At 65.2% G+C, this 13,123-nt stretch carries 6 protein-coding genes and 3 pseudogenes; 6 read left to right on the top strand and 3 right to left on the bottom strand.

What is annotated here, in order from left to right:
* Nucleotides 1-92: 92 nt before the first annotated feature.
* From ACQVLG_RS03645 to ACQVLG_RS03620, 6 genes and pseudogenes are all read left to right on the top strand, one after another.
* Nucleotides 93-2,302 (top strand): annotated as a pseudogene (locus tag ACQVLG_RS03645) (DUF3141 domain-containing protein).
* A 9-nt stretch (nt 2,303-2,311) separates the two neighbouring features.
* The gene (locus tag ACQVLG_RS03640; protein ID WP_474292866.1) at nt 2,312-3,727 is read left to right on the top strand and encodes a bifunctional enoyl-CoA hydratase/phosphate acetyltransferase; all 1,416 of its coding nucleotides are present in this window, start codon (nt 2,312-2,314) and stop codon (nt 3,725-3,727) included.
* Nucleotides 3,724-4,943 (top strand): annotated as a pseudogene (locus tag ACQVLG_RS03635) (acetate/propionate family kinase). Before ACQVLG_RS03640 ends, ACQVLG_RS03635 begins: the two are co-directional and overlap by 4 nt.
* A 215-nt stretch (nt 4,944-5,158) precedes the next feature.
* The gene (locus ACQVLG_RS03630; RefSeq protein WP_474292865.1) at nt 5,159-5,635 is read left to right on the top strand and encodes a hypothetical protein; all 477 of its coding nucleotides are present in this window, start codon (nt 5,159-5,161) and stop codon (nt 5,633-5,635) included.
* Nucleotides 5,636-5,798: 163 nt separating this feature from the next.
* Nucleotides 5,799-8,165, top strand: a complete 2,367-nt coding sequence (locus ACQVLG_RS03625) for a DUF8189 domain-containing protein (RefSeq protein ID WP_474292864.1) — start codon at nt 5,799-5,801, stop codon at nt 8,163-8,165.
* Between the two features lie 41 nt (nt 8,166-8,206).
* Nucleotides 8,207-8,539: a hypothetical protein gene (locus tag ACQVLG_RS03620; protein ID WP_474292863.1), complete on the top strand. Its 333-nt coding sequence runs from the start codon at nt 8,207-8,209 to the stop codon at nt 8,537-8,539.
* On the opposite strand, the gene ACQVLG_RS03615 is transcribed toward ACQVLG_RS03620, so the two are convergent.
* From ACQVLG_RS03615 to ACQVLG_RS03605, 3 genes and pseudogenes are all read right to left on the bottom strand, one after another.
* Nucleotides 8,536-8,724 (bottom strand): helix-turn-helix domain-containing protein, encoded by a 189-nt coding sequence (locus ACQVLG_RS03615; protein WP_035822224.1) that lies wholly within the window; start codon nt 8,722-8,724, stop codon nt 8,536-8,538. The two genes, ACQVLG_RS03620 and ACQVLG_RS03615, sit on opposite strands and share 4 nt — an antisense overlap.
* Before the next feature lie 184 nt (nt 8,725-8,908).
* A pseudogene (parC, locus tag ACQVLG_RS03610) lies at nt 8,909-11,261 on the bottom strand (DNA topoisomerase IV subunit A).
* A gap of 48 nt (nt 11,262-11,309) precedes the next feature.
* Nucleotides 11,310-13,115, bottom strand: a complete 1,806-nt coding sequence (locus ACQVLG_RS03605) for a hypothetical protein (protein ID WP_474292862.1) — start codon at nt 13,113-13,115, stop codon at nt 11,310-11,312.
* Nucleotides 13,116-13,123: the final 8 nt, after the last annotated feature.

Here is a 13,123-nt window from a genome sequence, read left to right as displayed (position 1 = left end):
CGGAATGGTCCGGCGTTTTTTGCATGAAAAGGATAGCCATGAAGATCGAAGCTGCACCATTTTTCTCCACCGGCGGCTTGCCGTCCCTTGGTATGCTGGGTGACTATGCGCGCGACTCCTGGCAGCGCATTGTGCTGTACGCGGACGTGATGCGCCGGCGCGGCAACCAGTACCAGGAACACCTGGCCGAGGAAGTGCCGAACGTGCTGGACTTCCCCGCCGAACTGGTGATGTCGGGCCTGGAGCTGGCGCGCCCCGTCAACTACGGCCTGGCGCGCATCCTGACGCCCGATGCGCCCGAGCCTGATCCATCGAAGCGCCCTTTTGTTGTCGTCGATCCGCGCGCCGGTCACGGTCCCGGCATCGGCGGCTTCAAGGCGGAAAGCGAGATCGGCGTGGCCCTGCGCGCCGGCCACCCGTGCTACTTCATCGGTTTCCTGCCCGATCCCGTGCCGGGACAGACGGTGGAAGACGTGATGCATGCGGAGGCGGCTTTCCTGGAAAAAGTCATCGCCCTGCATCCGCGCAGCGAAGGCAAGCCCGTCGTCATCGGCAATTGCCAGGCGGGCTGGCAAATCCTCATGACGGCGGCCATGCGCCCGGAATTGTTCGGCCCCATCATTGTGGCCGGCGCGCCCGTGTCCTACTGGGCCGGCTGGCATGGCCGCAATCCGATGCGCTACGCGGGCGGCTTGATGGGCGGCAGCTGGGCCACGGCCCTGGCGGGCGACCTGGGCAACGGCCGCTTCGACGGCGCCAGCCTGGTGCAGAATTTCGAAAAACTGAACCCGGCCAACACCCTGTGGAGCAAGCAGTACAACCTGTACGCGAACATCGATACGGAAGCGCCGCGTTACCTGGAATTTGAAAAATACTGGGGCGGCCACGTGTTCCTCAACGACGTCGAGATGCAGTACATCGTCGACAATCTGTTCATCGGCAACCGCCTGGCCACGGCGGAATTGATCACTTCCGACGGCGTGCGGCTGGACTTGCGCAATATCCGTTCGCCCATCGTCGTGTTTTGCTCGAATGGTGACAACATTACGCCGCCGCCACAGGCCCTGGGCTGGATCACGGACCTGTACCGCGACGACAACGACGTGCTGATGCACGACCAGACCATCGTGTATGCCGTGCACGACAGCATCGGCCACCTGGGCATCTTCGTCTCGGCCAAGGTGGGGCACAAGGAACACCAGAAATTCGCCAGCAATATCGACCTGATCAACCTGCTGCCGGCCGGGATCTACGAAGCGAGGATCGTCGACAAGACGCCCGACACGCCGAATGCCGACCTGGCCAGCGGAGATTATGTGCTGCAGGTCGAGCACCGCGGCATCGAGGACGTGGCGCCATCGTGCAGCCTAGCGTGGAAAACGACCGCAAGTTCGCCGCCGCCGCGCGCGTATCCGAGGTCAACTTGGCCTTGTACCGCACGTTTGCGCAGCCGTGGGTGCGCGCCATGGTCACGCCGCAGTCGGCGCGCTTCCTGCAGCTTGCGCATCCGCTGCGCGTGTCGTACGAGCGCTGGACGGATCATAATCCGCTGGCCAGGCTGGTCGCCAAGGAGGCGGAAAAGGTGCGCGCGCACCGCCAGCCGGTATCGCCCGACAACCCGCTGCTGGCCATGCAGGAAGCCGTCTCCGGCGCCATCACGGCCGGCTTGAACGGCTGGCGCGACTGGCGCGACATGCTGCAGGAAACCACCTTCGACCTGGTGTACGGCTCGCCCCTGGTGCAGGCGCTGACGGGACAGGCCATCGGCGACGCTACGCCGCCGCGCCCCCATCCCGGCATCTCGCCCGAGCATTGCGAATACGTGCGCTGCGAAACGCGCAAGATGGACGAGGACATGCAGCGGGGCGGCCTGGTGGAAGCGGCCGTGCGCGCGCTGTTCTACATCTACCGCTTCCGCATGATCGCCGATGAGCGCAGGGTCAACCTGGCCCTCAAATTGATCAAGCCGCAATACCGGCAGGAGGTCAGCATGGAGGAATTCCGCGGCATCGTGCGCCAGCAGGCGCGCCTGATGCTGCATGATTTCGATACCGCCATCGCCGCCTTGCCGGCCTTGCTGTCGCGCGCCGATCCGGACGACATCGGCGCGCTGGCCGAGTGGCTGCAGCAAGTGCTGCAAGTGCCGGAAGCGCCGACGCCGGACGAAGAAGCGAGCCTGCAGCAGATGCTGGACGTCTTCGACCGCGCGGTCAAGGCGCAGGCGAAGGCGCTGCCGCCGGACGCGCGCGCCTCCCATGCCGGATCCAAAGCCAAACCGGCCAAACACATTACCCCTGCCTAGAAGACCACGATGACTACTACCCAAGACGATGATCTGAATATCGTACGTAACCGCACCTTCGACCAGATCGCCATCGGCGACAGCGCCAGCATCACGCGCACCCTGAGCATGGACGATATCGCCCTGTTTGCGGTGATGTCGGGCGATGACAACCCGCAGCACCTCGATACCGAATTTGCCGCCGCCACCCGCTACCAGGGCGTGATCGCGCACGGCATGTGGGGCGCGTCCCTCATATCCGCCGTGCTGGGCACGCGCTTGCCCGGCGCCGGCACCGTCTACACGGGCCAGACCCTGCGCTTTTTGCAACCCGTGCGCGTGGGCGATACGCTGGCCATCAGCGTCACCGTCACGGCCCTCGAGCCGCGCAGCCGCCACGTGACCCTGGCGTGCCGCTGCGTCAACCAGCATGGCGCCGTGGTGCTCGACGGCGAAGCCCAGGTGATCGCGCCCGCCGAGCAGATCGAACGCCAGCGCGCCACCCTGCCCGAGGTACGCCTGCATAACGGCGACGGCACGCGGCGATTGCTGGAACATGCACGCACGCTGGGGCCGATCCGGGTCGCCGTGATCCATCCCTGCGATGAATTAAGCCTGTCGGGCGCGCTCGACGCCTATGCGGCCGGCCTGATCACGCCCGTGCTGGTGGCGCCGCGCGCGCGCCTGGAAGCGGTGGCGGCCGAAGCGGGCCTGAGCCTGGCCGGCATCGCCATCGAGGACGTCGAGCATAGCCATGCGGCCGCCGCGCGCGGCGCCGAACTGGCGGGCAAGGGCGAAGTGGAGGCGCTGATGAAGGGCAGTCTGCATACGGATGAACTGATGTCGGCCGTGCTGTCGGCCAGCGCCGGCCTGCGCACCAAGCGCCGCATCAGCCACTGCTTCCTGATGCAGACGCCCGCGTATCCGCGTCCTTTCATCATCACGGATGCGGCCATCAATATCGCGCCGAACCTGGCCATGAAGGCCGACATCGTGCGCAACGCCATCGACCTGGCGCACGTGATCGGCGTGGCTTGCCCGCGCGTGGCCATCCTGGCCGCCGTGGAAACGGTGAATGCGGACATGCCGGCCACGCTGGACGCGGCCGCCCTGTGCAAGATGGCCGACCGCGGCCAAATCACGGGGGCGATCCTCGACGGCCCGCTGGCCTTCGACAACGCCGTGTCGATTGCCGCCGCCACCGTCAAGGGCATCGTCTCGGAAGTGGCGGGCCGCGCCGATATTTTGCTGGTGCCCGACCTGGAAAGCGGCAACATGCTGGCCAAGCAGCTCGAATACATGGGCGACGCGGACAGCGCCGGCATCGTGCTGGGCGCGAAAATCCCCGTCATCCTTACCAGCCGCGCCGACTCGCGCGCCAGTCGCATCGCCTCGTGCGCCATCGCCGTGATGCTGGCCAACCATTACCGGAGCACGCCGCCATGAACGCAGCAGTCCAACATACTGATGGCACCCTGATCCTGGTGCTCAATTGCGGCTCGTCGAGCATCAAGTTCGCCCTGTTCGAGCAGGCGGGCGGCGTGCTGCTGCAGCAGGCGCAATGGAGCGGCAAGGTCGAAGGCATCGGCCGTGAAAACGCCACTTACCGCGCTGGCGGCCTGCCGGCGGTCGCCTTGCAGCTGGACCCGGAGCAGCCGCATCACGCGGCGCTCGAATACATCCGCGCGCAAGTGGTGGCGCAGCTGGACGGGCGTGCGCTGCGCGCCGTGGCGCACCGCGTGGTGCATGGCGGCAGCAAGTATTTCGCTCCCGTGCGCATCGATTTCACGGTGCTGGCGGACCTGAAAAGCTATGTGCCGCTGGCGCCCCTGCACCAGCCGTTCGCGCTGGAAGCGATCGAGGTGCTGCTTGAATCGCGCCCCGACATCGCCCAGGTGGCCTGCTTCGACACGGCCTTCCACCACACGGTGCCGCAGGTCGAGCAGATGCTTGCCCTGCCTTACGATGCGTGGGAGCGGGGCTTGCGCCGCTATGGTTTCCACGGCCTGTCGTATGAGTACCAGTCGCTGGTGCTGGAGCGGCGTTTTGGCGCCGTCGCGCGCGGCAAGGTCATCGTGGCCCACCTGGGCAGCGGCGCCAGCCTGTGCGCCATGGACAATTTGCACAGCGTGGCCACCACCATGGGCTTTTCCGCGCTCGACGGCCTGATGATGGGCACGCGCTGCGGTTCGCTCGATCCGGGCGCCGTCATCTACCTGATGGAAATCGAAAAGCTGTCGCTGGAAAAAGTGGCGCATGTGCTGTACCACGAGTCGGGCTTGCTGGGCGTGTCGGGCGTGTCGGCCGACCCGCCGGTCTTGCTGGCGCAACAGGACCGGCAGGATGCCACGGGCGAACGCATCCGCGCCGCGCTGGCCTTATATATCCGCCGCATCGTGCGCGAGATCGGCGCCCTGACGGCCGTGCTGGGCGGGCTGGACATGCTGGTGTTTACGGCCGGTATCGGCGAGCACAGCGCCGAACTGCGCCAGCGCATCTGCGCCGAGCTCGGTTTTATCGGCCCCGTACTCGATGCCGACGCCAATGCGCGCAACGCCAGCCGTATCTCTCCACCGACGCCAGCCGCATCGTGGTGGGCGTGGAGCCGGCCAATGAAGAGTGGGTGGCGGCGCGCCACGCGGCCCTGGCCGTGGGCGCATGAGGATCTGACGCGTCCGGCCGCGCTCGATGGGAAATTTGCCGATTTGCACATATTTCTCGTTGAGTGCGCTAACGCACTGTGTGGTTTGCCAGTTATCTTTACTATGAAGTCATGCCATTGCGCTACATCAAGAAACAGCGCGATGCCTGGCAAATTTTGAACATTTTGCCCGCCTTTAGTAAGAATAAAATTAAACCATATTGAAAGGTCTCATCATGAACAAATTACTCGCCGCCCTGATCGCCACCCTGTTTGCTACCGCCGCCTTCGCTCAAACGGCACCGGCCACGGAAGCTGTCGTGAAAGCCCAGGCCTCCGCGCAAAAAGACGTCAACAAGGCTGCCGCTTCGGAAGCCAAGGTCGATGCCAAGGCTGACGCCAATGTCGCCAAGGCCGAAATGAAGGCTGACGAAAAGAAAACCGACGCCCAGCACAAGGCGAACAAAACCAAGGCCAAGGCTCATGACAAGGTCGTCCACGCCGATGCGGAAGACAAGCTGAAAGCGGAAGCCAAGGCCGATAAAACCGACGCCAAGGCCGATGCGAAAGCCACCAAGGCTGCCGTGAAAGCGAACGCCAAGGTCGCCAAGGAAAAAGTGGAAGCGAACGCCGACAAAGCCCTCGCCGCCACCAAGACGGAAGAAGCCAAGGCCAAGGCCGACGCTGAAGTCAAGGCCGCCGCCGCCAAGTAATTCCCCGTTTGCGGGCCACGGCCTGCAAATCCCAAAGACAGCTTCGGCTGTCTTTTTTTTGTCTGCCACTTTTTTTGGGCACCGCTTGCCAGTCTTGATCTGGCACAAATGCTGTTCTTTTCGCCGTGCCATAGTGAATTGGCAAACAGACGAAGGAGACATCATGAGCACCGTTAAAACGAAAAAATCACCGGCCACCGGTTCGGCTGAAGGCGCGCCGGCCATGCAGTCCATGCAATCCATGCCGGTCGAGGGCGACGTGCATGCCGGCACTGATGCGGCCGGCGCCAACGCCATGCCGGGGCCGCGCCTGGGCATGTCGTACGCGGATCAGGCGTCGCTCACCCAGGGCGCGGCCGCAGTGCATGCCGGCGACATGCCGGGCGGCGCCATGCAGCAGGCATCGCAAGGCATGGCGGGCGCCAGTTGCATGCACGTGGGCGATGGCGGCGGTATGGGGGGCGACCGCGATGGCGATGGCGATGGCGGGGGCGGTGCAGGCGGCATGGGCGGCGACGGCGACGGCGACGGCGGCGGCCAGGGCGGCGGCCAGGGCGGCGGTACGCCGCAGGTGCGCACCTGCGCCACGATGGATGTGCATCGCCGCCTGCTGACGGAAGATCCATCGTATGCGAACATCCGCGCCGATATTGAAAACCAGGCTGGCATGTACGAGGGGGCCGGCAGCAGCGCCGGACGTTCCGGCGTGACGCAGATACCGGTGGTCGTGCACGTGGTGTGGAATACGGCCGCGCAGAATATTTCGGATGCACAGATCGCAAGCCAGATCGATGTGCTCAACCGTGACTTCCGCCGCGTCAATCCCGACGTGAACAGTACGCCGGCGCCGTTCCTGCCGCTGACGGCCGATGCGCGCGTGGAGTTCGCGCTGGCCACGATCGATCCGCATGGCGCGGCCACCAGCGGCATCGAGCGGCGCCAGACGACGGTGGCCTCGTTTGGTGCGGACGATGCCGTCAAGTCGCAGGCGACGGGTGGCATGGATGCCTGGCCTGCCGACAGCTACCTGAATATCTGGGTGTGCCAGCTCGGCGGCGGCTTGCTCGGCTATGCGCAATTTCCCGGCGGCCCGGCCGCCACCGACGGCGTGGTGATCCTGCAATCGGCCTTCGGCACGACCGGCACGGCGGCGCCGCCGTTCCACCTGGGGCGCACCGCCACGCACGAAATCGGCCACTGGCTGAACCTGAACCATATCTGGGGCGACGACGGCACCGGCTGCTCGGGCACGGACAACGTGGCCGACACGCCGAACCAGGGCGGGCCGAATACGGGCCAGCCCTCGTTCCCGCACATTTCCTGCAGCAACGGGCCGAATGGCGACATGTTCATGAACTACATGGATTACGTCGATGATCCCGCCATGTTCATGTTCACGGCGGGCCAGGTGGCGCGCATGCAGGCCTGTCTCGATGGTCCGCGCGCCAGCATCGGCACGGGGACGGGCGGCACAGGCGCCACGCCGCGCCAGAGCTCTTCCCCTGTCGTGGCCTGGGGTGCGAACCGCCTCGACGTCTTCGTGCTGGGCACCGACCGCGCGCTGTACCACAAGGCCTGGAACGGCACGGCCTGGGCGCCGTCCGTCACCGGTTACGAAGGGCAGGGCGGCATTTGCACCAGTGCGCCGCAGGTGGTGTCGTGGGGGCCGAACCGGCTCGACGTTTTCGTCACGGGCACCGACAGCGGCTTGTTCCACAAATGGTGGAACGGCACGGCCTGGGGTCCGTCCCTGACGGGCTATGAAGCGATGGGCGGCTTGTGCGTGGGCGACCCGCGCGCCGTGGCCTGGGGCCCGAACCGCCTCGACGTGTTTGTCGTCGGCACGGACCGGGCCCTGTACCACAAGTGGTGGAACGGGTCCGCCTGGGGGCCGTCGCTGACGGGGTACGAAGCCATGGGCGGCATCTGCCTGGGCCAGCCGGAAGCTGTGGCGTGGGGACCGAACCGCCTCGATGTCTTCGTCATCGGCACGGACCGGGCCCTGTATCACAAGTGGTGGAACGGCACGGCCTGGGGACCGTCCCTGACGGGCTACGAGCGCCTGGGCGGCATCTGCACCTCGTCGCCGAAGGCGGTGGCGTGGGGACCGAACCGCCTCGACGTTTTTGTGACGGGCACCGATGGCGCGCTGTATCATAAATGGTGGGATGGCGCGAAATGGGGCCCTTCCAACGATGGCTTCGAGCGCCTGGGCGGCATTTGCGTGGGCGAGGTGGAAGCCGTGTCGTGGGCGGCCAACCGGCTCGACCTGTTCGTCATCGGCACGGACAGCGCCCTGTACCACAAGGCGTGGAATGGATCGGCCTGGTCGCCATCCGTGACGGGGTTTGAAAACCTGGGCGGCATCTGCACCTCGCGTCCGCGCGCCACGGCATGGGCGCTGAACCGCCTCGACGTGTTTGTCACGGGTACGAATGGGGCTCTGTTCCACAAGGCGTGGAACGGCACGGCCTGGTCACCGTCCGTGAGCGGCTATGAAAGCCTGGGCGGCGTGGTATCGTGTTTCTGACGTCAATATATTAAACGGGAGGCGGCATGCACGGCATGACGATGGCTTTGCCCAGCGGTAGCTGGACGCACTCCTTCGAAGAGGATGCGGACGGTGTCGAGGTGTACCGGCCCACGGCCACCTTCGCCTTTCCTCCCAGTCGCAAGGGGCGCAAGGTGCTCGAATTCGGCGCACCCGCCGGCGCCATGGCGCAAGGGGAGGCGACATTGACGTCGATGGCACCCGGTTCCGACGATCGTCCCCGCGCCGGTTTTGTCTCCCGGCTGGTGCCCCTGGGCATGGGCCGCTATGCTTTGGGGGATGCAGCCGGGAAGCAGGACGTGATCGATATCGTCGAAGCGACACCCGACGTGCTGCGCCTGGCGCGGCATTAAGGCTGGCCGCGCAGCTTGTGCGCGAGCGCCGTGCGGTTGCCCACGCCCAGTTTCTGGTAAATTGCATGCAACTGGTTGCGCACGGTGGCCGGCGACTTGCCCAGTTCCCTGGCGATGCTTTTGTACGGCAAGCCTTCGGCCGCCATGGCCGCTACCAGCCGTTCCGCGGGCGTCAGGCGCTGCATGGCCGCCTGCCTGAAACGTTGTGTGTCATCCTTGCTCTCCTGTTCGTGGGCGGCATGCCGGTGGCATGCCTGCAGGAGTAACGGGAACGGGGGACGTATTTGTAAAATTATTTTCTCTGCTGCCAGATGCGATGGGCGAAAAAAAAGACAGGCGAACCTGTCTTTTCGTAGGAATCGATGGCGCTTAGCCGATGGCTACCATGGACACCGGTTTCAGCTTGGCCGCCAGCGCCTTGCCCTTCTTGGCGCGCTTGCCGAAGTGCTCGGCCAGAGCCGTGGCGCCCAGCGACGCATCCTGCGGTTTCGACGCGCGGCCGATGCCCGAGACCACCAGGCCGCGCTGCGTGATCGGCTGCACTGCCAGCAGCTTGTCCTTGGCATCGAGGTCGATCAGCTTGACGCCGGTGCCGCCCTTGGACAGGGTTTTCATTTCATCGAGGCCGAACACCAGCAGGCGCGCGCCTTCCGTCAAACAGGCCAGGGCGCTGGCCGCCTCGGAGATGACTTTCGGCGCCAAAGGCACGTCGCCATCGTCCAGGGTGATGAAGGCCTTGCCGCCTTTCAAGCGGCTCGTCATGTCGCCCGCCTTGGCAATGAAACCGTAGCCGGCGCTCGACGCCAGCAGCAAATTGGTGGTGCCATTGCCCGCAAAGTAGTGCAGGATGCGCACGGCGTTGCCCGGCGTACCGCCGCTCAGGTCGCACAAGGTCGTGATTGGCACGCCGTCGCCGCGTGCGTTGGGCAGCGCCGAGACGGGCACCGAGTAGATCTTGCCGTTGTTGCCAAAGCCCAGCAGGGTGTCGACCGTGCGGCACTCGAAGGCGCCATGCAGGCTGTCGCCCGCCTTGAAGGTGAATTGCGCCGCATCGTGGCCGATGCCGGTGCGTGCGCGCACCCAGCCTTTTTCCGAAATGATGACGGTGACCGGTTCATCGACCACTTTTTGTTCCGCCACGGCTTTTTGCGCTTCCTCGATCAGGGTCCGGCGCGCATCGCCAAACTGCTTGGCGTCCGCTTCGATTTCGCGGATGATGGCGCGCTTCATCGAGCCCGGGTTGTCGAGCAGGTCTTGCAGCGACTTCTCTTCCTTGCGCAGCTCGGCCAGTTCCTGCTGGATCTTGATCGTTTCCAGGCGCGCCAGCTGGCGCAAGCGGATTTCCAGGATGTCGTCGGCCTGGCGCTCGGACAGCTTGAATGCGTCGATCAGGGCCGTTTTCGGTTCATCCGAATTGCGGATGATCTGGATCACCTTGTCGATATTGAGCAGGATCGCTTCGCGTCCTTCCAGGATATGAATGCGGTCCTTGACCTTGCCCAGTTTGTAGCCGGTGCGGCGCGTGACGGTCTCGAAGCGGAAATCGATCCACTCGCGCAGGATATCGCCCAGGCCTTTCTGGCGCGGACGGCCGTCGCCGCCGATCATCACCAGGTTGATCGAGGTCGACGATTCCAGCGACGTATGCGCCAGCAGCATCAGCATGAATTCCGTCTGGTCCTGGTTCTTCGATTTCGGTTCGAACACCAGGCGCACGGGCGCGGCGCGGCCCGATTCGTCGCGGATGGTGTCGAGCGAATTGAGGATCAGCGCCTTCAGGGCTACCTGGTCCGGCGACAGCGCCTTCTTGCCGCTTGATCTTCGGATTCGTCAGTTCCTCGATTTCTTCCAGCACTTTTTGCGAGGAGGTGCCCGGCGGCAGTTCCGTCACCACGGCTTGCCACTGGCCACGCGCCAGCTCTTCGATCTTCCAGCGTGCGCGTACCTTCATGCTGCCACGGCCGCTCGCGTACATGTCGGCGATTTGCGAGGGCGGCGTGATGATCTGGCCGCCGCCGGGGAAGTCGGGGCCGGGAATGATGGCCATCAGCTCGGCGTGCGTCATCTTCGGATCGCGGATCATGGCGACGGCCGCTTTCGCCACCTCCGCCAGGTTGTGCGACGGGATTTCCGTCGCCAGGCCCACGGCGATGCCGGAGGCGCCGTTCAGCAGCACCATCGGCAGGCGCGCCGGCAGCAGCTTCGGTTCTTCCGTCGAGCCGTCGTAGTTGGGCTGGAAATCCACCGTGCCCATGCCGATTTCATCCATCAGCAGCTTGGCGATCGGCGTCAGACGCGCTTCCGTGTAACGCATGGCTGCGGCGCCGTCGCCATCGCGCGAGCCGAAGTTGCCCTGGCCATCGATCAGCGGGTAGCGCAAGGAGAAATCCTGCGCCATGCGTACCAGCGCGTCGTACACGGACTGATCGCCGTGCGGATGCAATTTACCCAGCACGTCGCCGACCACGGCCGCCGATTTGCGCGGCTTCGCCGTGGAGTTGAGACCCAGCTCATTCATCGCATACAGGATGCGGCGCTGCACGGGTTTCTGGCCGTCGCACACGTCGGGCAGGGCGCGGCCCTTGACGACGGAGATGGCGTAATCGAGATAGGCGCGCTCGGCAAAGGTGGACAGGGTCAGCGCTTCGCCGTCGAATACCGGTTCATCCGGCTCGATCGGCTCAGGCTGGGCATCGTCAAATAAATTGGTTTGTGTGGACATGGCGCTTGTTTCGGTGTTAAGTGGTTGCGGATGAATTCGTGGGGCTGATTATGACAGCCTGGATTTGGAAAAGGACTTGCCGTACGTCAGATACATATAGCGCAAGGTCAGATACAGCACGGCCACGGCCAGTTCGACGCTGTTATGCATCATCGGCATGGCGCGGATGGAAGGAGCCTGACCGGCCAGCAAAAAAATGCCGATGGATGGCACCAGCACCACCGGCCAGATCGTCTTCCATTTGAAATCGGTGGGCGAAAACAGCAGGCCGGCGCACGACCAGGCATACAGCGCGGCGCCGACGAGGGCGGCCGGCAACTGCTGCACATACAGTAGCGACAGCAAGCCCGTGCAGCCGATCAGCCATGCCGCGCGCAGGCGGGGCAAGAGCGCCTCCGGCCAGCCGCAATCGCCATACAGGCCGGTGGCGCTGCGCAGGGCCAGCGCCGCCAGGCAAAACATCATCGGCATGGCGTCGCCGATGGCCAGCGCCGACTGCCCCTTGCCGCTCATGAACATGGCGGCGAACAGCGACATGCCCAGGACCAGGAGCAGCAGCATGCCATGCAGCAGCTGGCGGTTCATCGCATATGCGAGCAGGGCTGACGCGCACAAACCGGCCGCAGTGACGAGGCGCATGGTGTCGCTGCGTTCTGGCAGGAACAGCATCAGGGCCAGCAGCAGATAGGGCACGATCCAGCCCAGCTGCCGCAAGCCGGGCCGCTGCCACAGCACGGGCAGGCGCTCCTGCAGCGCTTCCTGCAGCGAGTCGAGCCGCGCGAACAGGGGGGCCGGCCAGCGCAAGGCATGCATGGCCAGCAGGGAAAAGGCCAGCGCCTGGAAGCCGAGCAGGCTGGCATGGGCGGCCGCGTCGCCGAGTTTGAAGCCGGCCGCGTCGAGCACGCCCGCGAGCATGAAGTGCAGCACGAAGCCCAGGCCGCACGAAGCGAGCGCCGTCTGCTTGAAGTAGCGCTTGGCATGCACGGCGTGTTCCCACCGCTCGAACAGGTCCGTATCTAGCTTGTAGGCCAGCATCTCGCCGTGCTGCCAGCGTATCGTGTGCAGCAGCTCGCGCAGCTGCAGCGTGAATTTTCGGTCGAACAGCTGGCGCGCGTAGGCGCTTGGCGCCTGCTGCGACATGATGCAGTCCAGGCCGGGATAGCTGTCGCGGTTGTCGCTGAAATGGGCGAACGAGCGGTCCGCCCGGTAGCGCTGCACGGCGCTGCGCACCAGGTCCGCATGGCTGCGCGCCAGATAGGAAAAGTCGTAGTCCCAGCCCAGCTGTTCGAACAGGGCCTGGCGCAGCGCCAGGTCATAGCCGGCGCTGGCGCAGTAGCGCAGCGCGCACAGCTCGAATTCCTCGCGCACGTCGAGGTTCAGCATGGCATCGTCCTGCAGCATGCGGGCCAGCGCGTCGCCCGCATCCGCCTGCCGCATCCATGCCAGGCAGCCTTGCCACAGGTACTCCGCTTCCTGCGCCGGATCGACGGCGACCACACCCCATTGTTCCGGCTGCGGTGCCGGTTCTTGGGCAATGATGCCCCATAATTCTGTGGGTGCTTGCTGCGCCGCGTCGTCAATGACGCCCCACAGGTCGGCAGGTTCCAGGGGCGGTGCTTCTGGCACTTCCGCCGCCTCGGCACCGGCCGATTCCGCTTCCGGCAGTTCCCCGGCAAAATGGGACGCATGGCGCAGCGCGTATTCATACGCTTCGCGCAGCTCCTGGAAGGCGGCCGGATCGTCCTCGGGACGCGTCACCTTCAGGCGCTTCGCGTACGCGCGCTTGAGGGCGCGCTCGTCGCCGGTCGGCTCCGTACCCAGGATATCCCACAGGCTGCGCTGTCCGTTGTGCATGCCGCCGT

This window comes from Janthinobacterium sp. TPC_1, from assembly GCF_056037845.1.
The sequence above is the reverse complement of the archived record's forward strand: the minus strand, read 5'-3'. Positions and strand labels throughout refer to the sequence as shown.